The sequence below is a fragment of the Janibacter sp. A1S7 genome, assembly GCF_037198315.1.
Classification (GTDB): domain Bacteria; phylum Actinomycetota; class Actinomycetes; order Actinomycetales; family Dermatophilaceae; genus Janibacter; species Janibacter alittae.
Genome location: NZ_CP144913.1, coordinates 900,172 through 923,874 on the forward strand (window position 1 = coordinate 900,172; position 23,703 = coordinate 923,874).

A 23,703-nucleotide genomic window follows, 5' to 3' on the forward strand; every position below is an offset into this window, starting at 1 on the left:
GCACCTCGAGGGCCATCTACGCTGGAACTGCCATGACTGACCACACCCCGCCCGCCGTGATCGGTGGTCGCTACGAGACCGTGCGACCGATCGGACGCGGCGGCATGGGAGTCGTGTGGCTCGCGCGGGACGCCGTGCTCGGCCGCGCGGTCGCCGCCAAGCAGATCGGGGACTTCCCCGGGGAGAGCGCGGGCGAGACCCACCGCGCGATGCGTGAGGCCCGTGCCGCGGCAGCGCTCAACCATCCCAATGTCGTCGCCGTCTACGACGTCGTCGAGCACGAGGGGAGTCCGTGGCTGGTGATGGAGTACGTCGCCGGGCCGACGCTCGCCACGGCCATCCGGCAGCGTGGTCCGATGACGGCGAAGGGGGCGGCGGACCTGGGCGCGCAGCTCGCCGGGGCTCTCGACTCCGCTCACCGGGCGGGGATCGTGCACCGGGACATCAAGCCCGCCAACGTCCTCATCGGCGGTGGTCTGCCCAAGCTCGGCGATTTCGGCATCGCCCGTGCCGGCACCGATGAGCAGACGACCGGGAGCGGCCAGGTCACCGGCACCCCGAACTACATGGCCCCCGAGGTCGCGGTCGGCAGGCCCCACGGCGAGGCCGCCGACGTGTGGGCGCTGGGTGCGACGATCTACTTCGCGGTGGAGGGTCAGGACGCCCACGAGAACCAGGCCACCGCGCTCGCCACCCTGGAGGGCGTCGCCTCCCGTGCGCCGGGGCGCCCCGAGCGCGCCGGCCCACTCGAGCCCGTCCTCGCCGACATGCTCGCCCGCGACCCCGCTCGTCGCCCGACGATGCGGCAGGCCCGGCGTCGCCTGGAGACCATCGCTGCTGGTGGAACCGACGTGCCCGCAACCGCGCGGACGAGCGCTGGTGCGCCACCCACGGGCTCGACCACCGCTCACCGTCCCGCCGCGTCCGGCGCAGCACCGGCCGCCGGGAGGGCGAAGGGGGGCCGCGCCCGCCTGCTGTGGTTGCTGCTCGGCATCATCGCGGTGGCGGTGATCATCGGGGCGATCGTTCTCGCCACCCGGGGCGGTGTGGTCGGGGATCCCTCGGGCGCAGCGCCGACGCAGCAGGAGCAGGCCCCGACACCGTCCAGCGACTGACGACCACGACACCAGGAGGACCCATGTTGCTCGCCTTCTCCATCGCCCCCGCCGGCCCCGGCGACGACGATTCGTACGCCCCGGCGGTCGCGGCCGCCCTGCAGGTGGTGCGCGGCAGTGGCCTGCCCCACGACCTCGGCTCGATGTTCACCACCATCGAGGGGGAGTGGGACGAGGTCATGCCCGTGATCAAGCAGTGCGTCGACGCCATGGGGCCCTACGGGGACCGCGTCTCACTGGTGATGAAGGCTGACATCCGGGCCGGACGCACCGGCCAGCTCACCGCGAAGGTCGACCGGGTCGAGGGCCTCCTGCGGGAGTGACCGCGTCGTGACCAATTTGTGACCTCGATGGAACTTTGTCATCGTGGATCGTCCGCCGCGCGTGGCGGGCACTCCTGACCCTCCACACGAAAGCAGCGACATGAGTGCGCTCATCCTGCGCATCGCCGGGACGATCGTGGCCCTGATCGGCCTCGTCGGCGTCCTCGTCGGCGGTTGGTTCCTCAGCGCCCTGGGGACCTCCGGTACCGCGACCTTCACCGGTCAGCCGGACCAACGCGTCGTCGTCCTCGCTCCCGACGTCCTCAACCGGCTCGACTCCCCGATCGAGGTCACCGCGACCGGCACGGGCGACGTCTGGGCCGGGACCGCGCGCCCGTCCGACGTCGAGGCCCTCCTGGGTGACGGCCCCCGGACCGTGGCCACCGGCGTCGACGTCTCCGAGTGGGCCCTGACCTCCACCGACGTCGGTGAGGGGGATGCGATGGACGTGCGCGGCCTCGACATCTGGCAGTCCTCCACGAACGAGGAGGGGACGGTCACCACGACGATCGAGCAGGACGACGCCCCGCAGACGCTCGTCATCACCGCCCCCGAGGGCGAGGAGGTCCAGCAGGTCGAGTACCGGGTCAGCGACGACCGGTGGAGCACGATCGCGATCGTCGTTCTCGTCGTCGGGCTCGTCCTGCTGCTCCTGGGCATCGCCCTGGTCCTCGGCCCCCGCCGGCTGCGCGCCCGTCGTGACCGACCGGCCGCCCGCACCCGCGAGGAGGTCGGAGCATGAGCCGACGCACCCCCTTCGTCGCCCTCGCCGTGTCCCTGCCGCTCGCCCTGGCCGGATGCGGCGCCGGTCCCGCAGTCGTCGGCATGCACGCCGCCCCGACCGAGAGCTCCGACGGCGCCTCGATCACCCCGGAGAGGGCGACCGATGTGGCCGCCAGCGTGCTCGAGGAGGCCGCGACCGTGCGAGAGGACGGTGGCAAGGCGTCGCCGGAGGAGCGCGCGGCGGTCTTCTCCGGGCCGGCCCTGCGCGCGGCCGGCGCCGCGGCCGAGAGCAAGGACGAGCAGAACCACGCCGGTGGTGGCGCCGAGGACCTCCAGGTGCTCGGTGTCAGCCGCGGGACCGACTGGCCCCGCGCCGTACTCGCGACCTCGCAGGACGAGGGCACCCAGTTCCTCCACGTCCTCGTCGCCGCGGCGGCCGACCAGCCGTACCGGCTCTTCGCGGACGTGCCGATGGCGGCCGGGGCGAGCGTCCCGGCACTGGCACCCGTCGACGAGGGCTCCTCGGTGACCATCGCCAAGGATCCCGGCACGGACGTGACCACAGCGGTCCGGTCCTGGTCCGAGGGCGTCACCTACCAGCCGCCGAAGAAGGCTCCGGAGGGCGTCTCCTTCGACGACGCGTTCTCCACCGCACTGCAGAAGAACGCCAAGGACAAGGACAAGGACCTCGGCGACCTGGGCAGCTACCGCCAGAAGCAGTCGACGGTCGACGCGGCCTCAGCCAGCTTCGAGCTCGCCGCCGGTGGGCGCCTGACCTTCGTCCCGATGACGCGCACCGACACGATCACCGCGAGCGACAAGCTCAAGGTGCTCAAGATCGAGGACCCCGCGATCCGTCGCGTCCTCGACACCGACAAGGTCAAGAAGAAGCTGTCCATCGAGCACGCCGAGACCCTCGCGATGGTCACTCCGGCGACGGGGGACGCCACCGTCGTCGGCGTCAGCGACGTGCTGGAGTCGGCCACGGGCGAGTAGACCGGCCCCGGTTTGTCCTTCGCACGCACGCGTGGGGAATGATGGGGGCATGACTGACCCGACCCGCGCCATCCGTGGAGCCGTCGACCTCTCCGGCCTCGGCGGTCCAGCCCGATCCGACGCCGCACCTGCAGCCGGGACGCCGGCCGGCTCTCCCGACCGAGCCGGAGGCGCCACCTCCCCGGGCGGTAGCGCCGACGGCCTGCTGATCGAGGCCGACGACGCCTCCTTCAACCAGGTGGTCTCCCGCACCGCCGCCGTGCCGGCCCTGGCGATCGTCTGGTCCTCGCAGCACCCGCAGAGTCGCACCCTCGTCGACGACGCCGTCGACATCGCCCGCTCGCTCGATGGTCGGCTGCAGGTCGTCGCGATCGACCTCGTCAACAGCCCCGGAGTGGCCCAGGCGCTCCAGGCCCAGGAGGTCCCGGTCGCCCTCGGCCTCGTCTCCGGGCAGCCGGTGCCGCTCTTCAGCGGACTCGTCGACAAGGAGCAGTTCCGTCAGGTGGTCGACCAGCTGCTCCAGCTCGCCGTGCAGCACGGCGTGACCGGGCGGGTCGAGGCCGGCGGCGCCGCGCCCGAGGAAGGGCAGGAGGAGCTGCCGCCGCTGCACCAGGAGGCCTTCGATGCCATCGAGCGCGATGACCTCGATGCCGCGACTGCTGCCTACGAGAAGGCCCTCGCGGAGAACCCCAAGGACACCGAGGCCGAGCTCGGTCTCGCCCAGGTCGCCCTGATGAGGCGCACCCGCGGCGTTGACCTGCAGGCTGCCCGCGCCGCTGCCGCGCAGGACCCGAAGGACATCGACGCCGCTCTCGTCGTCGCCGACATGGACGTCCTCGGCGGGCACGTCGAGGACGCCTTCGTCCGACTCATCGACCTCGTGCGCGTCACTGCGGGCGAGGAGCGCGACCGGGTGAAGGACCATCTGCTCGATCTCTTCGCCGTCGTCGGCAACCAGGACGAGCGGGTGCGCAAGGGCCGCACGACGTTGATGAGCGCGTTGTTCTGAGTCCTGTTGTCGCACGTGGCGGCCGGGTCCGCGGACGACGGACCGGGTCGGCCCCTGGCGCGAAGCCCGCACGGCTCTCCCGTCATGGCGCCTCGTCCTCAGGTGCGGGCTTCGGCCTGAGTCGGGCTCGATCCCGATCCGTCGACCGCTCCGGTCCGTGGCTCCCGTGCCGGGACGAGGTAGATCGCGCTGAGACGGGCGACGTTCAGCTCGACCGAGAAGGGCTGGTCGTGCCAGGGGCGCTCCTGGGCCACGAGGTCGGTGCCGGCCCGGCTCGGTGAGTTCGCCGCGTCGAAGCCGCTGGTGTCGAGGTCGACGCGCCAGGCCCCTCCTCGGGGGAGGCCGATGCGCAGGTCACGGTCGGTGCCACCGAAGTTGACGACGACAACGACGACATCGCTCGTGCCCGCCGTGCCGGCACCGCCCTCGGCCGAGCGGACGAACGAGACGGTGTTGCCCGCGGCGTCGTCCGCGTCCAGCCAGCGGAAACCCTCCGGGCGGTCGTCCCGTGCCCACATCGCGGGGTGGCGGGCGGCGAAGGAGTTCAGCTCGCGCACCAGCTCCTGCACCCGACGGTGGGCGGGGTGGTCGAGCAGGTGCCAGTCGAGGGAGCGGCCGTCCGCCCACTCGGACGTCTGCGCGAACTCGGTGCCCATGAAGACCAGGTGCTTGCCGGGGAAGGCCCACTGGTAGGCGTAGAAGCTGCGCAGGGTCGCGAGGCGGTCCGCGTCGTCCCCGGGGATCTTGTACGGCATCGAGCCCTTGCCGTGGACGACCTCGTCGTGGCTGATCGGGAGCAGGTAGTGCTCTGCGTAGGCGTACATCATCGCGAAGGTCAGCAGCGTGTGGTGGTGTGCCCGGTTGATCGGGTCCTCGCCCAGGTAGCGCAGGGCGTCGTTCATCCACCCCATGTTCCACTTCAGGCCGAAGCCGAGCCCCCCTTCGTCCGTCCGGCGGGTCACGCCCGGCCAGGCGGTCGACTCCTCGGCCACGGTGATGATGCCGGGCGAGCGGCGGTAGGCGGTGGCGTTGATCTCCTGCAGGAGGGCGATCGCCTCGAGGTTCTCGCGGCCGCCGTGGATGTTGGGGATCCACTCGCCGTCGTTGCGTGAGTAGTCGAGGTAGAGCATCGAGGCGACCCCGTCCACGCGCAGCCCGTCGACGTGGAACTCCTCGAGCCAGTACAGCGCGTTCGCGACGAGGAAGTTGCGCACCTCGGGCCTGCCGAAGTCGAAGACGTAGCTGCCCCAGTCCGGCTGCCACCCGCGCCGCGGATCCGGGTGCTCGTAGAGCGGGAGCCCGTCGAAGCGCACCAGCGCCCACTCGTCGGTCGCGAAGTGCCCGGGGACCCAGTCCAGGATCACCCCGATGTCGGCGCCGTGCAGGGCGTCGACGAGGTGGCGGAAGTCGTCGGGTGAACCGAAACGCGAGTTCGGCGCGAAGTAGCTGGTCACGTGGTAGCCCCACGAGGGCGGGTAGGGGTGGTCCATCACCGGCATCAGCTCGACGTGGGTGAAGCCCTGCTCGCGCACGTACGCGACGAGCTCCCTCGCCAGCTGCCGGTAGTCGAGCCCGCGCCGCCACGAACCCAGGTGCACCTCGTAGACGCTCATCCGTGCCGTGTGCGGGTCGCGCGCGGCCCGTGCGGCGAGCCAGTTCGCGTCGTCCCACTCGTAGGTCGAGGAGGTCACCACGGAGCCGGTGGCGGGAGCGGTCTCCGCGAGGCGGGCCAGGGGATCGGCCTTGTGCCGCAGCACGTCGTCGGCGCCGCGCACGGCGAACTTGTACACGGCTCCGGCCCGGACGTCGGGCACGAAGAGTTCCCAGACCCCGGAACTGCCCAGGGCCCGCATCGGGTGGGTGAGCTCGTCCCAGCCGTTGAAGTCGCCGATGACGTGCACGGCCTTGGCCCGCGGTGCCCACACGGCGAAGGACACCCCGGTCACCGTGCCGATCGGTCCGTCGTAGCGGTGCAGGTGCGCGCCGAGCACGCTCCACAGCTGCTCGTGGCGGCCCTCGTTGATCAGGTGCAGGTCCATCTCGCCGAGCGTCGGGACGAAGCGGTACGCGTCGTCCTGGACGTGCTCGACCCCGTCCTCCCACGTCGCCAGGACCCGGTAGTCCATCGTCCGGGTCGCGTCGGCGCGCACCCCGGAGAAGATCCCGTCCTGCTCGTGGGCGAGGTCGGTGACGACGTCGTCCTCGAACCGCACCCGCACCCGGGTCGCAAGGGGTCGGCGCACCCGCACGCGCAGCCCGCCCTCCTCGAGGTGCTGGCCGAGCACGTCGTGCGGCTGGGCGCTGCGGCCGTGCGTGATGGCCCAGAGGGCTCCGGGCAGGGCGGAGTCGGGGATCGGTGTCACGGATGTGCCTCCTGGAGCAGCCGGTCGATCGCCTCGAGCGGCAGGGGCAGCCACGAGGGACGGTTGCGTGCCTCGTAGATGACCTCGTAGAGAGCCTTGTCGAGGACGAAGGCGGTGAGCAGGGTCTCGTGCTCGCGCGGGTCGGTGTCGATCTCGCCGTAACCGTCGAGGAAGGCCTCCTGGGCCCGGGTGCACCACCGGCGCACGTCGACGTCCGCGGCGGTGTGGGCACCGGGCCGCGTCAGCGACCCGGCGACGTAGTCGATCGAGCGCAGCAGACCGGCGACATCGCGAAGGGGGGAGTCCAGGGCATTGCGCTCGCTCAGGGGGCGCAGCGGCTCGCCCTCGAAGTCGATGAGCACCCAGCCGCGGCGGGGGGAGTCGAGGACCTGACCGAGGTGCAGGTCGCCGTGGATGCGTTGCAACGCCGGCCAGTCCGCTCGCTCCGCGGCCCGGAGCAGACGGTTGATCGGCCGCTCGTGGGCGGCCAGGGCGGGGACCTCACCGAGCGCGACGCCGGCGCGACGACGCATCCGACCCACGTGCTCGCGGACCGTCGCGGCGTCGGCGGCCCGGGTGGGCAGTGCCTTGGCGAGGGTCGAGTGGACCTGTGCGGTCACCCGGCCGAGCTCGCGCGCACGGTCGGCGAAGGGGGTGCCGCTCGCCGCCTGCTCCAGCCCCACCTGCCAGGCGTCGGTCGTGTCCGCGAGGTACTCCTGGGCGAAGGCGATCTGGCCGTGGTCCCGCCCGTCACCGTCCGGGCGCGTCCAGGCGCCGTCCACGTGGCCGATGCTGGAGGGGACGAAGGGGGACTGCGCCTTGGCCAGCGCCTCCTGGAGGGTGATGTCGGGGTTGTCCCCCGCGGCGAGGGTGCGGAAGATCTTGATGACCACCGGGCTGGGCGTGGCATCGACGATCACCGAGGTGTTGGACTGCTCCCCGCCGTGGACCCGGCTGGAGCCGACGACGGGGTCCGTGGGCCAGGTCGGGTGCGGCACCCCGCGCACGTCCGGCTCGGGTGTGTCCGACTGCGACCCGTGCTGCGCGACGACCCGCCCCCGGACCAGCCGGAGGAGCTGCTCGACGTAGACCGGGTCGTGGGGGGCGTCGTAGACCCACCGTCGGCCGAGGACCGAGTGGTCCATCTCGCCGAGGAGCGCCGCCGTGCCCCCCTCGAGTGGTGCACCCCGATAGGTGAGCGGTACCTGGTAGACGACCGAGTCGGACTCGTCGAGCAGCACGATCGTCTCGATGCCGACCTCGCCCGCGGGGTCGTCGAGCCGCCACGAGTCGAGTCGTCGCAGGTGGGGTCGCCCGGTGCCGGTGTACCAGCGTTGCGCGCCGATCCACCCCGCGACGAGCTCGACCTTGCCGGGGGAGAGCGCGGCGTCGTGGATCGTGGCCATCAACTCACCGTACCGAGACGATGTGGACCGGCTCGCTGTCGACGCCCAGGCGCACGTAGGTGGCCTCGCCCCACTCCCACCGACTGCCGGTGACCAGATCGGTGACCTGCAGGCGGGCGTCCCAGTCGAGACCGAGAGCGCCCATGTCCAGGCGCAGCGTCGACTCGCGGGTGCCGTGCGGGTCGAGGTTGGCGACGACGATGACGAGGTCCTCGCTGCCGTCGGCCAGGGTGCGTGACTTGGAGTAGGCGATGAGGTTCTCGTCGTCGACGTGGTGGAAGGTCAGGTTGCGCAGCAGCTGCAGGCTCGGGTGCTCGCGCCGGATCGCGTTGAGCATCGTCAGCCAGCCGGTGAGCGACTCCCCGGACTCGGCGACCTCGTCCCAGCGCCGGTCCTTGTACTCGTACTTCTCGTTGTCGATCTGCTCCTCGGAGCCGGGACGGGCGACGTGCTCCATCAGCTCGTAGCCGCTGTAGATCCCCCACGTCGGGACCATCGTCGCGGCCAGTGCCGCGCGCACCTTCCACGCCGCGGGCCCGCCGAACTGCAGGTACGGCGTGAGGATGTCGTGCGTCGTCGGCCAGAAGCTGGGCCGCATGTACGCCGCGGCCTCGCCCGAGACCTCCGTGCCGTACTCGGTCAGCTCGGCGACGGTGTTGCGCCAGGCGAAGTAGGTGTAGCTCTGCTGGAAACCGACCTTGGCCAGGGTGTGCATCATCGCCGGCTTCGTGAAGGCCTCGGCCAGCCAGATGACATCGGGCGCCACGGCTGCGACATCTTGGATCAGCCACTGCCAGAACTCAACCGGCTTGGTGTGCGGGTTGTCGACGCGGAAGAGCGTCACGCCGTGGTCGATCCACACCTGCACGACCCGTCGCACCTCGGCGTAGATCCCGGCCGGGTCGTTGTCGAAGTTGACCGGGTAGATGTCCTGGTACTTCTTCGGCGGGTTCTCCGCGTGCGCGATCGTGCCGTCGGCGCGGGTGGTGAACCACTCCGGGTGCTCGGCGACCCACGGATGGTCGGGGGAGCACTGCAGCGCCAGGTCGAGGGCCACCTCGAGGCCGAGGTCCCGCGCGTCGGCGACGAAGGCGTCGAAGTCGGCGAAGGTCCCCAGGTCGGGGTGGATCGCGTCGTGCCCACCGTCGGGGGAGCCGATCGCGTAGGGGGAGCCGGGGTCGAGCGGACCGGCATCCAGGGTGTTGTTGGGGCCCTTGCGCGCGGTCGTGCCGATCGGGTGGACGGGCGTGAGGTAGACGACGTCGAATCCCATCCCGGCGATCGCGGGCAGCCGCCGGGCGGCGGTGCGCAGCGTGCCGCTGACCCAGCGTCCGGTGGTCTCGTCGACGTGGGCGCCCTCGCTGCGCGGGAAGATCTCGTACCAAGAGCCGTACAGCGCCAGATCGCGCTCGACGAGCAGCGGTAGGTCCACGCTCGGGCTGAGCAACTCGCGCAGCGGCAGTGCCGCCAGCTCCTCAGCGGCGGGCCCGGTGGTCACGAGGTGGAGGGCCGCCTCCGGCCGGTGCGCGGGGTCGCGCAGGATCTCCGCAGCGCAGCGAAGGGCGCGGCGCCCCCCTTCGCTGCGCTGTGGCTCGTCCGCCGCGCGGCCGAGGACGCGGGCGCCCTCGGCCCGCATCAGCTCGGCGTCGATGCCGGCGGGGATCTTGATCGAGGCGTCGTGCACCCACGTCGCCCACGGGTGCGACCAGCCCTCGACGCGGTAGGTCCACGTGCCCGGGGCGTCGGCGCTCACCTCGGCCTGCCAGTGGCTCAGGCCCGGGTTGGTGCAGGTCATCGGCCGACGGTGCTCGCTGCCGTCCGGGGCGGTGAGCACGACGCTCGCGCCCACGGCGTCGTGACCCTCACCGAAGACCGTGGCGGTCACCGTGAAGGGCTCGCCGACCACGGACTTCGCTGGGCGACACCCGTGGTCGACGCAGGGGCGTACGTCCAGGACCGGGATCCGACCGAGCGGGTGCTGCGGCGGGACGGACACGGGTACGGCGGGCGAAGGGGGCGGGTCGCCGAGGACGTCGGGGCTCACCCCCCTGACGTTACCCGCGAAGGCGCGCAGGACGACTTGGCGCGGCACCTCACCACCCGCCAAGATGAAGTCGTGAAGGCCATTCGACGTTTCAGCGTCCGTACCGTCCTGCCCGAACCCATCGCAGCACTGGGGGACCTGGCGATGAACCTGCGGTGGAGCTGGCACTCGCCGACCAGCGACCTCTTCGCGGGCATCGACCCGCAGCTGTGGGAGGAGGTGAACCGGGACCCGGTGCGACTGTTGTCCGAGCTCGCCGGCGCCCGGCTCGAGGAGCTGGCCGGGGACGGGGACTTCTGCGCCAGCGTCGACGCTGCCAAGGCCGACCTCGACCGCTACCTGGGTGCGACGCGCTGGTACCAGGAGGCGGTCCCGGACGAGGGCCACCTGCCGGCGGCGATCGCCTACTTCAGCCCCGAGTACGGCATCACCGAGGTGCTGCCGCAGTACTCCGGCGGCCTGGGGATCCTCGCCGGCGACCACCTCAAGGCGGCCTCCGACCTCGGCGTCCCGATCGTCGGCGTGGGCCTGTTCTACAAGACCGGCTATTTCAAGCAGAGCCTCAACCGCGAGGGGTGGCAGCAGGAGACCTACCCGGTCCTCGACCCGCAGGGCCTGCCACTGCACCTGCTGCGTGAGGACGACGGCAGCCCGTGCGTCGTTGCCGTCGCCATGCCCGGCGGTGGCCAGCTGCACGCCCACGTGTGGCGTGCCCAGGTCGGTCGCGTGCCGCTGCTGCTGCTCGACTCCGACGTGCCGGGCAACGACGACGCGATGCGTGCGGTCACCGAGCGGCTCTACGGCGGCGGCGGCGAGCAGCGCCTCCAGCAGGAGATGCTGCTGGGCATCGGTGGCGTGCGTGCCCTGCGCCTGTGGTCACGCCTGACCGGTGCGCCCGACCCGGAGGTCTTCCACACCAACGAGGGCCACGCGGGCTTCCTCGGCATCGAGCGGATCAGCGAGTTCACGCAATCTGCCGGGATGACCTTCGACGAGGCCGCCGAGGCCACCCGCGCCGGCACCGTCTTCACCACGCACACGCCGGTCCCCGCCGGCATCGACCGCTTCGACGTCGAGCTGCTGGAGCGGTACTTCGGAGGATCGCAGGAGCTGCCCGGCGTGCCGCTGGAGAAGCTGCGCGCCCTCGGTGCCGAGACCTACGAGGGCGGCTCCGACGAGGTCTTCAACATGGCGGTCATGGGGCTGCGCCTGGCCGTCCGGGCCAACGGTGTCTCGCAGCTGCACGGGCACGTCTCGCGGGAGATGTTCGAGGGTCTGTGGCCCGGCTTCGACGAGTCCGAGGTGCCGATCACCTCGATCACCAACGGCGTGCACGCCCCGACCTGGGTCGACGACAGCGTCTACGAGGTCGCCGCGAAGCACCTCGGCGGTCGCGACGTCGCCGCCGCCGACCGCTGGGACGAGATCCCCGACGTGCCCGGCGAGGCCATCTGGTCGGCCAAGGGGCGGATGCGGTCCGCACTCGTCGACGACGTGCGGGCTCGCCTGCGATCGAGCTGGTCCAAGCGCGGCGCCACCGATGCCGAGCTGGGGTGGACCGACTCCGTGCTCGACCCCGACGTGCTGACGATCGGCTTCGCGCGACGGGTGCCCACGTACAAGCGCCTGACGCTGATGCTGCGCGATCCCGAGCGGCTCAAGACCCTGCTGCTCCACCCGGAGCGGCCGATCCAGCTCGTCATCGCCGGCAAGTCCCACCCCGCAGACGAGACCGGCAAGCAGCTCATCCAGCAGATGGTGCAGTTCGCCGACCAGCACGACGTGCGCCACCGCATCGTCTTCCTGCCCAACTACGACATCGCGATGGCCCGCACCCTCTACCCGGGCTGCGACGTCTGGCTGAACAACCCCCTTCGCCCCCTCGAGGCCTGTGGCACGTCCGGCATGAAGGCGGCCCTCAACGGCGGGCTGAACCTCTCCATCCTCGACGGCTGGTGGGACGAGTGGTTCGACGGCGAGAACGGCTGGGCCATCCCCACCGCCGACGGCCTCGACGACGAGTCCCGCCGCGACGACATCGAGGCCGCCGCGCTCTACGACCTGATCGAGACCGAGGTCGCGGCGCGCTTCTACGACGTCGACGAGGCGGGGTTGCCGCAACGCTGGCTGTCCATGCTGCGGCACACCGTGACCACCCTCGGCCCGAAGGTCCTGGCCACCCGCATGGTCCGTGACTACGTCGAGCAGCTCTACGCACCTGCCGCCGGGCAGAACGCCCGCGTCAACACCGACGACCACGCCGGTGCCCGGTTGCTCGCCGACTACAAGGCCCGGGTGCGCGCCGGGTGGCCGGCCGTGCACGTCGACCACGTCGAGGGGTCCGGGGTCTCCGACTCACCCGTGGTGGGGGAGTCCCTGCGGGTCGACGCCTACGTCGCCCTCGACGGGCTCGACCCCGCGGAGGTCGACGTGCAGGTCGTCGCCGGCCGCGTGGGGCTGGGCACCGACGACCTCGTCGACTGGGACGCGACCTCGCTCGACTTCGTCGAGTCCTACCAGGACGGCAAGGCGAAGTTCGCCGGGCAGGTCCCGATCGAGCGCACCGGCCAGTTCGGCTGGACCGTGCGCGTCCTGCCCAGGCACGAGCTCATGGCCTTCGCCGCGAGCATGGGGCTCGTCGCCAACGCCTGAGCGCGCTCGCCAGAGCCCAAGCAGGTGCGAAGGGGGTGGCGGTCCGAGCCGGACCGCCACCCACTTCGCCGATCGCCGGGTCAGGCCGTCGCCGGAACCGGCTGCCGAACGCTGCCCTCGGGCGTGAGTGCCTCGCCATGGGTCGTCGCGTCGTAGGCCGCCTGGTCGAGGATGCCCTCGCGGCGGGCGACGATCGTCGGCACGAGTGCCTGACCGGCGACATTGGTCGCGGTGCGGCCCATGTCGAGGATCGGGTCGACCGCGAGCAGCAGACCGACGCCCTCGAGCGGCAGGCCCAGCGTCGACAGGGTCAGGGTGAGCATGACCACGGCACCGGTGACACCCGCGGTCGCCGCGGACCCCAGGACCGAGACGAAGGCGATGAGCAGGTAGTCGGTCATCCCCAGTGACACCCCGAAGAACTGCGCCACGAAGATCGCCGCGATCGCCGGGTAGATGGCCGCGCAGCCGTCCATCTTCGTCGTCGCACCGAGCGGCACCGCGAAGGACGCGTACGAGCGGGGCACGCCGAGGTTGCGCTCGGCGACGCTCTGGGTGACCGGCAGCGTGCCGATCGAGGAGCGGGAGACGAAGCCGAGCTGGATGGCGGGCCAGGCGCCGGCGTAGAAGCGGCGCACGGACAGGCCGTTCAGGCGCAGCAGGACCGGGTAGACGACGAGGAGCACGATCGCCAGACCGAGGTAGATCGCGCCGGTGAAGCGACCGAGCGAGCTGATCGCGTCCCAGCCGTAGCTGGCGACCGCGTTCCCGAGCAGGCCGACCGTCGCGATCGGGGCGAGGCGGATGACCCACCACAGGACCTTCTGCACGACCGACAGCGCGGAGCGGGCGAAGGTCAGGAAGGGCTCGGCCTCCTCGCCGACCTTGAGCGCGGCGATGCCGACGGCGATGGCCATGATCAGGATCTGCAGGACGTTGAAGTCGAAGCCGATGGAGCCGTCGCCAGCGGCCGAGCCCTCGAGCCCGAGGATGTTGGCCGGGATGAGCCCGGTGAGGAAGTCCAGCCAGCTGCCGGTGCTCTCCGGTGCGGTCGCGGCGTCGGCGCTGACCTGCGCGCCGCGGGCCGGGTCGATGACCAGACCGAGGGTGATGCCGATGCCGACCGCGATGAGCGCGGTGGCGGCGAACCACAGGAGCGTCTGCCACGCGAGGCGGGCGGCCCCGGTGACCTGCTTGAGGTTGGCGATCGAGGTGACGATCGCGAGGAAGACCAGTGCCGGGACGATCGTGCGCAGGAGGCTGACGAAGGAGGAGCCGACGATCGTCAGCGTCTCGGTCAGCCAGTTCGGGTTGTCCGCGCTGCCGCCCATGTTGCGGGCGACGATGCCGAGGATGACACCGAGGACGAGGCCGATGAGCACCTGCTGGCCGAACGAGATGCGGCGCAATGAGGCAAGCATGTGTGAGGGGTCCTTGCTGTGAGTGGGGATGAAAGCGATCTGCGTCAGGGCGCAGGCACTAACGGCAGGTGGAGTGGCGCTTCAGGTCCACGTCCAGCCGCCGGGTCAGACCCCACCGGTTCCATCTCACGACAGCCGCCAACCTCGCCCGTTCCGGTTCTATTCCCACCCGGACGCACCTGCTTGGGCTCGTGCGGGATCCCGGCGACGGGGGCGACTCAGGTCGTGTAGAGCCGCAGGCTGAGCGGGGTGAGCACCTGTGCGGGTGGAGGTGAACTCGCGGGGGATTCCTCGGCGAGTCCACCGCCACCCAGGCAGGCGGGCCGTTCCCAGGCGCTGTCCCACCGCAGTCGCCAGTGGCCGCCGTCCGGGGTCTGCGGCAGGGTCACCTCGACCTCGTCCAGACCGCCGTGCGCGACGAGCAGCGCACAGGGCTGCCCCGCGAGCCGCAGTTGCAGGGTCCGACGCTCGTCCTGCCCCCAGGCGGCGTCGGTCATCTCGGCAGCGGTCTCGTCGAACCATCCGATGACCGACTCGTCGTGGTCCCGCAGCACCGGGACCGCGCGCCGCAGGGCGGTCAGGGCCCTCGCGGTCGCCAGCAGGTCGCGGCGGGTGTCGTCGAGGTCCCAGTCCAACCAGGTGATCTCGTTGTCCTGGCAGTAGGGGTTGTTGTTGCCGTCGTGGGTGCGGCCGATCTCGTCACCGCAGGAGAGCATCGGCACCCCCGCGGACAGCAGCAGCGTCCCGAGGAGGTTGCGCATCGACCGGCGGCGGGCGAGCGAGACGACCTCGTCGTCGGTGGGCCCCTCGGTGCCGTGGTTCCAGGAGAGGTTGTGGTCGTTGCCGTCGCGGTTGTCCTCGCCGTTGGCCTCGTTGTGCTTCTCGTCGTAGGTCACCAGGTCGGCGAGGGTGAAACCGTCGTGGGCGGTGACGAAGTTCACCGACGCCAGCGGGGTGCGCTCGGCGAAGAGGTCGCGGCTGCCGACGAGCCGGGTGGCCAGGTCGCGCACGCCGTGCCGGGGGTCCGCGCCGGCCGACAGGCCACCGGGGCCGGCGAGCCAGAACTCGCGCGCGGTGTCGCGGAAGCGGTCGTTCCACTCCGCCCAGGCGCCGGGGAACTGACCGGTGCGCCAGCCGTCCGGCCCGATGTCCCACGGCTCGGCGATGTGCAGCACGCCCGAGAGCACCGGGTCCTCGCGCAGCGCGACGAAGAAGGGGTGGTCCGGATCGAAGTCGAGGTCCTCGTCCCGGCCGAGCGTCGCCGCGAGGTCGTAGCGGAAGCCGTCGACGTGGCACTCGTCAACCCAGTAGCGCAGCGAGTCGAGCACCATCTCGCGCACGACCGGGTCGCTGAGGTCGAGCGTGTTGCCGACTCCGGTGACGTCGACGTCGTGCCCCTCGTCGTCGAGGCGGTAGTACGTCGGCGCGGCGAGTCCGCGCCAGGCGATGGTCGCGCCCCCGACGCTCTGCTCGGCCGTGTGGTTGTAGACGACGTCGAGCAGGACCTCGAGCCCTGCCTCGTGGAACAGCTTGACCATGCCCTTGAACTCGCGCAGCACCTCGTGCGGTTCGCTGCTGCTCGCGTACGCGGCGTGCGGCGCGAAGAAGCCGATCGTGTTGTAGCCCCAGTGGTTGGTCAACCCCAGGTCGCGCAGGTGCGGCTCGTCGACGTGGGCGTGCACCGGGAGCAGCTCGACGCTCGTGACGCCGAGGTCGAGCAGGTGCTCGATCGTCGCCGGGTGGGCCAGTCCCGCGTACGTGCCGCGCAGCTGCTCGGGCACGCCGGGCAGGCGCATGGTCACCTCGCGCACGTGCGCCTCGTAGACGACCCGCTCGTCCCGGGAGGGCGAAGGGGGAGTGTCCCCTCCCCAGTCGAAGTCGGTCTCGACGACCACGCACCGCGGGACGAAGGGGGCGGAGTCGACGGGGGAGGGGGCAGCTGCGTCGTCGGGGTCGTGGGCGAGCACCTCGGGGCCGTAGGTGATGTCGCCCTCGATCGAGCGCGCCCACGGGTCGAGGAGGAGCTTGGCCGGGTTGAATCGGTGCCCTGAGGTGGGGTCCCACGGGCCGTCGGCCCGGAAACCGTACCGGGTGCCGGCCGCGATGTCCGGCACGTACCCGCCGAACCAGCCCTGCCCGGTGTCGAGGAGCGCGTGGCGGGACTCGCTCCCGTCGTCGTCGAAGGTGCACAGCCACACGTCGGTGGCCCCGACCGCGAGGACGGCTGCCTCGACGCCGCCGGTGACGGGGCGCACTCCGGGGTCGGGACGGGGGGCGAGCGCTCGGGCGCCGGTGGTCGACATGGATCACAGAGTATGCAGTCGGTACGTTGGGGGGATGAGCGATCCCACCGCCCTTCCGAACTTCAACAACCAGCCCGCCGGCAACGACGGCGCCGAGACCGAGGCGCAGCCATCGCTGCGCGACCAGGTCGTCACCGCCCTGAAGGCGATCGAGCTCGAGCCGACCATCGACAAGGAGGGCGACGTCGCGTTCGTCTTCTCCGAGCAGCAGATGTTCGTGCGCTGCACCGACGACGACTCCAACGTCCTGCGCATCTTCGGCCAGTGGGCCCTGGAGGACCCGGTCCCGGCTGACCCGATGGAGCGCATGCAGGTCTGCAACGACCTCAACGTCGCCTTCAACCTCGTCAAGACCGCCGTCGCCGGGGACACCCTCCTGGTGACCAGCGAGCACATCCTCCCGCGCGGTGCCGACGTGCGCGGCCTGCTCGGGCTCGCCGTCCCGCTCGTCCTGCAGGGCGTGCAGCTGTGGCACCAGCGCGCCACCGGCCAAGATGGCGCAGACGGCGCCGAGGGCCAGCGGACCGACGCAGAGCCGCAGGCATGAGCGACATCGTCCGTCTCGAGGTCGCCGACGGCATCGGCACGATCGTCCTCGACCGCCCGAAGATGAACGCCCTCGACTCAGCGATGCAGCGCCGTCTCGTCGAGGTCGCCGAGGAGGCGGCCGAGCGGTCGGACATCAGCGCGGTCATCGTCTGGGGCGGCGAGAAGGTCTTCGCCGCCGGGGCGGACGTCAAGGAGATGGCCGAGATGTCCTACACGGACATGGCGGCCCACGTGCGACTGCTGCAGAAGTTCTCCCGCGCGCTCGCCGCGATCGGCAAGCCGACGGTCGCCGCGATCACCGGCTTCGCGCTCGGCGGTGGCCTCGAGGTCGCGTTGTGCTGCGACTTCCGCATCGTCGCCAGCAATGCCAAGCTCGGCCAGCCCGAGATCGCCCTCGGGATCATCCCCGGCGCCGGTGGCACCCAGCGCCTACCGCGCCTCGTCGGCCCGGCCAGGGCGAAGCAGATGATCTTCACCGGTCGTCCCGTCGACGCGCAGGAGGCCCTGTCCATCGGCCTGGCCGACCAGGTCGTCGAGCCGGGCGAGGTCCTGGCCGCCGCGCACGCGATGGTCGCACCCTTCGTCGGGGGTCCCGCCCAGGCGCTCAGGGCCGCCAAGGAGAGCATCGACCGCGGTCTCGAGGTCGACCTGCAGACCGGTCTGGAGATCGAGGCCCTGCAGTTCACCGGCCTCTTCGCCACCCGGGACCAGAAGAGCGGCATGCGCAGCTTCGTCGAGAACGGCCCCGGCAAGGCCACCTTCGAGGGCATCTGATGGCTCCGGACCCGGTGGTCACACCGGCGGCCAGCGCCCGGGACGTGGAGCGCGCCTACCAGGACAACAAGCTCGCCCAGGTGCTGTACCACGACTGGGAGGCGCAGACCTACGACGAGAAGTGGTCCATCTCCTTCGACGAGCGCTGCACCTCGATCGTGCGCGAGCGCTTCATGCGCGTCCTGGAGTCGACCCGCCACCCGGGGGAGTCGCTCCCCTACGGCAGGGTGCTCGAGCTCGGGGCCGGTACGGGCTTCTTCTCGCTCAACCTCAAGCGTGCCGGTCTCGTCGAGGACGTCCATGTCAGCGATCTGTCCCCGGGCATGGTCGAGGCGGCCGAGACCAATGCCGAGCGCCTCGGCTTCACCATCGAGGGGCGGGTCGCGGACGCGGAGTCGCTGCCCTACGAGGACGACAGCTTCGACCTCGTCGTCGGGCACGCGGTGCTCCACCACATCCCCGACGTCGAGGCCGCCCTGCGCGAGGTGCTGCGGGTGCTGCGGCCGGGCGGGCGCTTCGTCATCGCGGGAGAGCCGACGAGGATCGGCCACTGGTACGCCCGTCATCTCGGCCGCCTCACCTGGGAGACCGCGACCCGCGTGACCCGGCTGCCCCACCTCAGGCAGAAGTGGGCCCGCGAGCAGGCCGAGCTCGACGAGTCCTCCCGTGCCGCTGCGCTCGAGGCCGTCGTCGACCTGCACACCTTCGACCCCGCCGAGCTCGCCGGGACGGCTCGCCGCGCGGGGGCGGACGCGGTCGGTACGGCCACCGAGGAGCTCCTCTCGGCCTTCGCCGGTTGGCCGATCCGCACCTTCGAGTACGCCGTCCCCGAGGAGGCGCTCGGCCGTGGCTGGGCGACGTTCGCCTACCGCACGTGGCGGACGCTGATGACCGTCGACTCGGCCCTCGACGCCGTCGTGCCGCAGAAGTTCTTCTACAACGTCGGCGTGACGGGTGTGAAGCCACGGAAGACACAGGCGGCGCCCCGGCGATGAGTCGGGGTCGTACCGGCAGTGGGTTCACGTGGTGGCACTGGGCCCGGTGGGTGGCGGCCAACCGCGCCTGGAGCCACCATCACGTCCTCGGGTACCTGCGGATGGTCCGGGCGCGACTGACCACGCCGGGGCTCGTCTTCGAAGGACCGTGCTTCATCGGCCCGGGCGTGCAGTTCCAGGTCACCCCGGGCACGGCCCGGCTGATCGTCGGCGCCTACACCCACATCGGCGGCGGGACCGCCCTGCGCGCCCACGAGGGCACCCTGCGCATCGGCGAGAAGAGCGTCCTGGGCATCCGCAACACGGTCAACACGTGGCTCGACATCGAGATCGGGGCGGCGTGCATCTTCGCCGACGACGTCTACGTGTGCGACTTCGACCACCGCACCGACGACCTCGACCGACCGATCAAGGACCAGGGTCTGGTGAAGTCCCCGGTCCGCATCGGCGACGACGTGTGGGTCGCGACGAAGTGCGTGGTCACCCGGGGCGCGGACATCGGCGACCACTCGGTCGTCGGTGCCGGCGCCGTCGTCAGGGGGGCCCATCCCCCCTTCGTCGTCCTCGGGGGAGTGCCCGCCCGGGTGCTCAGGGTGCGTCGTCCGGTGGACGTCTCCGCGGCCGAGCTCGACCTGCCGGAGGGCTGGTGACATGACCGGACAGCCCCGTGAGCCACTCGACGTGCTCGTCGTGCACATCCCGCAGGAGTCGACCCGCAGGGTGCTTGCCGCGCTCTTCGCCGCCGGCGCCGGGGAGGTGGGCGAGTACCGCGAGTGCGCCTTCGTCATCCCCGGTCAGGGGCAGTTCCGCCCCGTGGGGTCGGCCAACCCCACGATCGGGACGGTCGGCGAGCTCGAGTACGTCCTCGAGGACCGTGCCGAGGTCACGTTCCCGCGATCGCGAAGGGCGCTCGTGGTCAACGCCCTTCGTCGCGCACACCCCTACGAGGAGCCCTCCTTCCACGTGCTGGAGAACGCCGCCGACTGAGGTCGCATCCCGACCTCTCCCAGGGGCCCGTGCAGCGCGTGCCGCCGGGGGTGTGTCCAACGGCACCTCGGTCCACCTTGGAGGCCGCTGGCGCTCCTCGTTAGCGTGAGGGGTGCTGGGAGACTCCTCACACCTTGGGAACGAGCACGCCCCGAGGTGGCAGGATCGGCCCGGTACCCAAGCCCCCTGACCCAGGAAGAGGACGATTCACCGATGAACATCGTCGTCTGCGTGAAGCACGTGCCGGACGCCCAGTCCGAGCGTGGATTCAACGAGGACAACACGACCGACCGCGACGGCGTCGACGGGCTCCTCTCCGAGCTCGACGAGTACGCCGTCGAGCAGGCCCTCCAGATCGCCGAGGCCGGCGAGGGAGAGGTCACCGTCCTGACGGTCGGCCCGGCTGACGCCGCCGACGCCGTCAAGAAGTCCCTCCAGATGGGTGCCGACAAGGGCGTCCACGTCTCCGACGACGCGATCGCCGGATCCGACGCCCCCGCCACCTCGCTGATTCTCGCCGAGGCCATCAAGAAGATCGGCACGCCCGACCTCGTCATCACCGGTATGGCCTCGACCGACGGCACCATGGGTGTCGTCCCGGCGATGCTCGCCGAGCGCCTCGGCCTCCCGCAGGTCACCTACGCCTCCGAGCTGACCGTCGACGACGGCACCGCCACGATCCGTCGTGACGGCGACACCGCGAGCGAGACCGTCCAGGCCTCCCTCCCGGCGCTGGTCTCGGTCACCGACCAGATCAACGAGCCGCGTTACCCCTCCTTCAAGGGCATCATGGCCGCGAAGAAGAAGCCGGTCGAGGAGTGGGCGCTCGCCGACCTCGGCGTGGACGCCGGACAGGTCGGCCTGGCGAACGCGTGGACCGCGGTCGAGCAGACCACCAAGCGTCCGCCGCGCGAGCAGGGCACCATCGTCACCGACGAGGGCGACGGCGGCACCAAGCTCGCCGAGTTCCTCACCACCCACAAGTTCGTCTGAGCGACGACTCCACAGATTCAAGGAGCACAGACATGGCTGAAGTCCTCGTCCTCGTCGACCACGCAAACGGTGAGGTGAAGAAGCCCGCCGCCGAGATGCTGACCCTGGCCCGCCGCCTGGGTGAGCCCTCCGCCGTCTTCATCGGCCCCGGCGCCGAGACGGCCAAGGACCTCCTCGCGCGCTACGGCGCCGAGAAGATCTACAGCGTCTCCGACCCGGCCGCGCTGGAGTCCCTCGTCGCCCCCCAGGCCGAGATCCTCGCGCAGCTGGTCCAGGAGAAGCAGCCCGCCGCGGTGCTCATCCCGAGCAACTCCGCCGGCAAGGAGATCGGTGCCCGCCTCGCGGTCAAGACCGAGTCCGGTCTGATCACCGACGCCGAGGACATCGAGACCGGTGACTCGGGTCCGGTGACCCTGCAGTCCGTCTTCGCCGGCAGCTACACCGTCAACGCGAAGGTCACCAAGGGCACCCCGATCATCTGCGTCAAGCCCAACTCCGCCACCCCGGAGCAGGCCGATGGCGCCGGTGCCTTCGAGGAGCTCTCCGTGAGCATCTCCGACGACGCCAAGGCGGCGAAGATCACCGCGTCCGAGCCGCGGAAGTCCTCTGGTCGCCCCGAGCTCGCCGAGGCGGCGATCGTCGTCTCCGGCGGTCGCGGCACCGGCGGCGACTTCTCCCCGGTGGAGACCTTCGCGGACACCCTCGGTGCCGCCGTCGGCGCCTCGCGTGCCGCGGTCGACGCCGGCTGGTACCCGCACTCCTCGCAGGTCGGCCAGACCGGCAAGCAGGTCTCCCCGCAGCTCTACGTCGCTGCCGGCATCTCCGGCGCCATCCAGCACCGCGCCGGTATGCAGACGTCGAAGACGATCGTCGCGGTCAACAAGGACGAAGAGGCCCCGATCTTCGAGCTCGTCGACTTCGGAGTCGTCGGTGACCTCTTCCAGGTCCTGCCGCAGGCGACCGAGGCCGTCAAGGGCAGCTGAGCCCATGCGCTGACGACGGCGTTGCGCGGCGACGCCCGAGCAGCGCGAAGGGGGGTCCGCACCACGGGTGCGGACCCCCCTTCGGCATGCCGTGGGTGGGACGCGGCGCGCGATGCCGATGTGAACTCGGTCCGGTGAGCGGGTAAGGTGCTCTGCGCTCGCTCTGCAGGTCACGGACGCCCTGGAGCGAAGCCGACCGAGGCCGCGACCGGCCCGGCCACCCCGCGGGGGAGCGTCCGTATCCGATGGCATGTCCGGCATGCCGCGCTCCCGGCCGCTGCCCGCTCCACCGACAGCAACTGAGGCTCCCATCATCGAACCCCGAACCGTGCACCCTGCCCGAAACTCCACCGAGGACGTGGGCGGGCCAACGGACCACGACCCGCCCGCCATGCATCCGAGCCGCGACCGGGTGGTCACCGGCGTCAGCGCAGGCAGCTTGGCGCTCTTCGTCGCCCTGGCCCTGCTCGTCCCGAGCACGGTCAGTGAGTGGGTCGCCAGCGGCGCCGCGTTCAGCGGGCGGTGGTTCGGTCTGTTCTGGCAGGTACTGCTGCTGGTGACGTTCGTGGTGGCCGTGCTGCTGGCGGCCACCCCGTGGGCCAAGGCGCGACTGGGCGGCCTGGCCACGCCGGAGTACGGCCGGTTCAAGTGGGTGGCGATGATCATGTGCACCCTGCTGGCCGGTGGCGGGGTCTTCTGGGCCGCCGCCGAGCCGATGTACCACTACACGTCGACCCCGCCCTACTTCGACGGCAGCGGCACCGATCGGGCCGCTGCTGCGCTGGGTCAGAGCTTCGTGCACTGGGGATTCCTCGTCTGGGCCATCCTCGGCTCGCTCGGTGCGCTGGTGATGCTCTACGGCGCCGAGCGCGGGATGCCTCTGCGGCCGCGGACGCTGCTCTACCCGGTGATGGGTGAGCGTCTGCGCACCAGCTGGATCGGGACCGTCGTCGACATCGTCTGCATCATCTCGGTGGTCGCCGGGACCGTGGGGCCGATCGGCTTCCTCGGGCTGCAGGTCGCCTACGGTCTGCACGGCCTCTTCGACGTCCCCAATTCCTATGGTGTCCAGCTCGCCGTGATCCTCGCACTGAGCGGGATCGCCCTGCTGTCGGTCCTCTCGGGCATCGACAAGGGCATCCAGCTGCTCAGCCGGTTCAACGTGTGGCTGGCCGTCGCCCTGATGGGCCTCCTCCTGGTGGTCGGATCCGCACTCTTCGTCCTGAAGTCCTGGCTGGCCGGCCTGGGCACCTACGCCACCGACTTCGTCGGCACCTCCCTCTACCAGGGCGACCAGGCCTGGCTGGACAGCTGGACGCTGTTCTTCTTCGGGTGGTTCTTGGGCTACGCACCGCTGATGTCGATCTTCATCGCGCGCATCTCGCGCGGTCGCACCGCGCGCGACCTGTTGGTCGCCACCTCGATCATCGCCCCGATCGCCACGACGGTGTGGTTCAGCGTGCTCGGCGGGACGGCCATCTGGATCGAGCAGGACCGTCCCGGCGCGATCTCCGAGCCCCTGGCCAGCGACGGACTGCCCGCTGCGGTCATGGCGATCTCGGACAACCTGCCCCTGGCCGTCCTGATCGCCGTGGGCTTCTTCGTGCTGACGATCACCTTCGTCGCGACCACCACCGACTCGATGTCCTACGCGGTCGCCCAGGCCTGTACGGCGCACGACTCGCCGTCGCGGTGGCTGCGCGGACTGTGGACCCTCCTGATGGGCGGAGCCGCTGCGACCCTGGTCTCCGTCGGCAACGGTGGCATCTCGGCGCTGCAGTCCTTCATCGTCATCACGGCCGTGCCGGTCGGCTTCGTCATGCTCCCCAGCGTCGTCGCGGCACCGATCTACCTGCGCCGTCTGGCCATCGAGCAGGGCGTCCTGCGGGAAGGGGGCGACGGCCAGGCTCCGCAGGACACGACCCGCGAGGACGCTCGATCCGAGCGCCGTGCGGAATCGGCCCCGCGGCGCTAGGACGTGGCACACCGGCGCGGTCCGGCGGGCCGGTGGGCTCCGCGAAAAGGGGCCCAACTCGCCTTTACCCAAACGTGACTTGTCGGGGCCGG

Annotated in this window: 19 protein-coding genes; 14 read left to right on the forward strand and 5 right to left on the reverse strand. The window is 71.2% G+C overall.

Features of this window, described 5'->3' with window-relative positions; translation table 11 throughout:
• The first annotated feature begins 32 nt into the window (after positions 1–32).
• From V1351_RS04425 to V1351_RS04445, 5 genes are all read left to right on the forward strand, one after another.
• Positions 33–1,115, forward strand: a complete 1,083-nt coding sequence (locus tag V1351_RS04425; RefSeq protein WP_338751087.1) for a serine/threonine-protein kinase — start codon at positions 33–35, stop codon at positions 1,113–1,115.
• 23 nt (positions 1,116–1,138) lie between these two features.
• A complete protein-coding gene (locus V1351_RS04430) occupies positions 1,139–1,438 on the forward strand; it encodes a thiamine-binding protein (protein WP_338751089.1) in 300 nt (99 codons plus the stop codon).
• A 100-nt stretch (positions 1,439–1,538) separates the two neighbouring features.
• Entirely contained in the window at positions 1,539–2,180 is a 642-nt protein-coding gene (locus V1351_RS04435; protein WP_338751091.1) for a hypothetical protein, read from the forward strand.
• Positions 2,177–3,157 carry a hypothetical protein gene (locus tag V1351_RS04440; protein WP_338751093.1) on the forward strand — a complete coding sequence of 327 codons (981 nt, stop codon included), beginning with the start codon at positions 2,177–2,179 and terminating at the stop codon, positions 3,155–3,157. Before V1351_RS04435 ends, V1351_RS04440 begins: the two co-directional genes overlap by 4 nt.
• Before the next feature lie 49 nt (positions 3,158–3,206).
• Entirely contained in the window at positions 3,207–4,166 is a 960-nt protein-coding gene (locus V1351_RS04445) for a tetratricopeptide repeat protein (protein WP_338751095.1), read from the forward strand.
• A gap of 98 nt (positions 4,167–4,264) precedes the next feature.
• Here V1351_RS04445 and glgB read toward each other — a convergent pair whose 3' ends face one another.
• The 3 genes from glgB to V1351_RS04460 are packed head-to-tail and all read right to left on the reverse strand — an operon-like array spanning position 4,265 to position 9,979.
• Positions 4,265–6,529, reverse strand: coding sequence for a 1,4-alpha-glucan branching protein GlgB (gene glgB / locus V1351_RS04450; protein ID WP_338751097.1), 2,265 nt, complete (start codon positions 6,527–6,529; stop codon positions 4,265–4,267).
• Positions 6,526–7,935, reverse strand: coding sequence for a maltokinase N-terminal cap-like domain-containing protein (locus tag V1351_RS04455; RefSeq protein WP_338751099.1), 1,410 nt, complete (start codon positions 7,933–7,935; stop codon positions 6,526–6,528). Before V1351_RS04455 ends, glgB begins: the two co-directional genes overlap by 4 nt.
• 4 nt (positions 7,936–7,939) lie before the next feature.
• Entirely contained in the window at positions 7,940–9,979 is a 2,040-nt protein-coding gene (locus V1351_RS04460) for an alpha-1,4-glucan--maltose-1-phosphate maltosyltransferase (RefSeq protein WP_422389006.1), read from the reverse strand.
• A gap of 72 nt (positions 9,980–10,051) precedes the next feature.
• On the opposite strand from V1351_RS04460, the gene glgP reads away from it, so the two are divergent.
• Positions 10,052–12,631, forward strand: a complete 2,580-nt coding sequence (gene glgP, locus V1351_RS04465) for an alpha-glucan family phosphorylase (RefSeq protein ID WP_338751101.1) — start codon at positions 10,052–10,054, stop codon at positions 12,629–12,631.
• Positions 12,632–12,711: 80 nt separating this feature from the next.
• Here the strand turns inward: glgP and V1351_RS04470 are convergent, their stop codons facing one another.
• Both V1351_RS04470 and glgX read right to left on the reverse strand, forming a co-directional pair.
• Complete coding sequence (locus V1351_RS04470) at positions 12,712–14,052, reverse strand: dicarboxylate/amino acid:cation symporter (protein WP_338751102.1); 1,341 nt, start codon at positions 14,050–14,052, stop codon at positions 12,712–12,714.
• A gap of 218 nt (positions 14,053–14,270) precedes the next feature.
• Entirely contained in the window at positions 14,271–16,355 is a 2,085-nt protein-coding gene (gene glgX, locus V1351_RS04475) for a glycogen debranching protein GlgX (RefSeq protein WP_338751104.1), read from the reverse strand.
• Positions 16,356–16,389: 34 nt separating this feature from the next.
• Here glgX and V1351_RS04480 point away from each other — a divergent pair, with 34 nt between their 5' ends.
• The 8 genes from V1351_RS04480 to V1351_RS04515 all read left to right on the forward strand — a co-directional run bounded on the left by V1351_RS04480 (position 16,390) and on the right by V1351_RS04515 (position 23,611).
• The gene (locus V1351_RS04480) at positions 16,390–16,902 is read left to right on the forward strand and encodes a T3SS (YopN, CesT) and YbjN peptide-binding chaperone 1 (RefSeq protein WP_338751106.1); all 513 of its coding nucleotides are present in this window, start codon (positions 16,390–16,392) and stop codon (positions 16,900–16,902) included.
• Positions 16,899–17,678 (forward strand): enoyl-CoA hydratase/isomerase family protein, encoded by a 780-nt coding sequence (locus tag V1351_RS04485; RefSeq protein WP_338751108.1) that lies wholly within the window; start codon positions 16,899–16,901, stop codon positions 17,676–17,678. Before V1351_RS04480 ends, V1351_RS04485 begins: the two co-directional genes overlap by 4 nt.
• The gene (locus V1351_RS04490; protein WP_338751110.1) at positions 17,678–18,673 is read left to right on the forward strand and encodes a class I SAM-dependent methyltransferase; all 996 of its coding nucleotides are present in this window, start codon (positions 17,678–17,680) and stop codon (positions 18,671–18,673) included. Before V1351_RS04485 ends, V1351_RS04490 begins: the two co-directional genes overlap by 1 nt.
• Positions 18,670–19,323, forward strand: coding sequence for an acyltransferase (locus V1351_RS04495; RefSeq protein ID WP_338751112.1), 654 nt, complete (start codon positions 18,670–18,672; stop codon positions 19,321–19,323). The genes V1351_RS04490 and V1351_RS04495 overlap by 4 nt, the downstream gene beginning before the upstream one ends.
• A gap of 1 nt (position 19,324) precedes the next feature.
• Complete coding sequence (locus tag V1351_RS04500) at positions 19,325–19,660, forward strand: hypothetical protein (protein WP_338751114.1); 336 nt, start codon at positions 19,325–19,327, stop codon at positions 19,658–19,660.
• A gap of 213 nt (positions 19,661–19,873) precedes the next feature.
• On the forward strand, positions 19,874–20,653 hold the full coding sequence (locus tag V1351_RS04505) for an electron transfer flavoprotein subunit beta/FixA family protein (protein ID WP_338751116.1): 780 nt from the start codon (positions 19,874–19,876) through the stop codon (positions 20,651–20,653).
• A 32-nt stretch (positions 20,654–20,685) separates the two neighbouring features.
• Complete coding sequence (locus tag V1351_RS04510; protein ID WP_338751118.1) at positions 20,686–21,636, forward strand: electron transfer flavoprotein subunit alpha/FixB family protein; 951 nt, start codon at positions 20,686–20,688, stop codon at positions 21,634–21,636.
• A 391-nt stretch (positions 21,637–22,027) separates the two neighbouring features.
• Positions 22,028–23,611, forward strand: coding sequence for a BCCT family transporter (locus V1351_RS04515; protein ID WP_338751121.1), 1,584 nt, complete (start codon positions 22,028–22,030; stop codon positions 23,609–23,611).
• Positions 23,612–23,703 lie beyond the last annotated feature (92 nt).

What these genes read in the sequence shown, in the direction of transcription:
- V1351_RS04480 (WP_338751106.1), top strand. Translation starts at nt 16,390, where the DNA reads ATGAGCGATCCCACCGCCCTTCCGAACTTCAACAACCAGCCCGCCGGC.
- V1351_RS04430 (WP_338751089.1), top strand. Translation starts at nt 1,139, where the DNA reads ATGTTGCTCGCCTTCTCCATCGCCCCCGCCGGCCCCGGCGACGACGAT.
- V1351_RS04500 (WP_338751114.1), top strand. Translation starts at nt 19,325, where the DNA reads ATGACCGGACAGCCCCGTGAGCCACTCGACGTGCTCGTCGTGCACATC.
- V1351_RS04425 (WP_338751087.1), top strand. Translation starts at nt 33, where the DNA reads ATGACTGACCACACCCCGCCCGCCGTGATCGGTGGTCGCTACGAGACC.
- V1351_RS04495 (WP_338751112.1), top strand. Translation starts at nt 18,670, where the DNA reads ATGAGTCGGGGTCGTACCGGCAGTGGGTTCACGTGGTGGCACTGGGCC.
- V1351_RS04490 (WP_338751110.1), top strand. Translation starts at nt 17,678, where the DNA reads ATGGCTCCGGACCCGGTGGTCACACCGGCGGCCAGCGCCCGGGACGTG.
- V1351_RS04510 (WP_338751118.1), top strand. Translation starts at nt 20,686, where the DNA reads ATGGCTGAAGTCCTCGTCCTCGTCGACCACGCAAACGGTGAGGTGAAG.
- V1351_RS04485 (WP_338751108.1), top strand. Translation starts at nt 16,899, where the DNA reads ATGAGCGACATCGTCCGTCTCGAGGTCGCCGACGGCATCGGCACGATC.
- V1351_RS04440 (WP_338751093.1), top strand. Translation starts at nt 2,177, where the DNA reads ATGAGCCGACGCACCCCCTTCGTCGCCCTCGCCGTGTCCCTGCCGCTC.
- V1351_RS04515 (WP_338751121.1), top strand. Translation starts at nt 22,028, where the DNA reads ATGCATCCGAGCCGCGACCGGGTGGTCACCGGCGTCAGCGCAGGCAGC.
- glgX (WP_338751104.1), bottom strand. Translation starts at nt 16,355, where the DNA reads ATGTCGACCACCGGCGCCCGAGCGCTCGCCCCCCGTCCCGACCCCGGA.
- V1351_RS04505 (WP_338751116.1), top strand. Translation starts at nt 19,874, where the DNA reads ATGAACATCGTCGTCTGCGTGAAGCACGTGCCGGACGCCCAGTCCGAG.
- V1351_RS04455 (WP_338751099.1), bottom strand. Translation starts at nt 7,935, where the DNA reads ATGGCCACGATCCACGACGCCGCGCTCTCCCCCGGCAAGGTCGAGCTC.
- V1351_RS04445 (WP_338751095.1), top strand. Translation starts at nt 3,207, where the DNA reads ATGACTGACCCGACCCGCGCCATCCGTGGAGCCGTCGACCTCTCCGGC.
- V1351_RS04470 (WP_338751102.1), bottom strand. Translation starts at nt 14,052, where the DNA reads ATGCTTGCCTCATTGCGCCGCATCTCGTTCGGCCAGCAGGTGCTCATC.
- V1351_RS04435 (WP_338751091.1), top strand. Translation starts at nt 1,539, where the DNA reads ATGAGTGCGCTCATCCTGCGCATCGCCGGGACGATCGTGGCCCTGATC.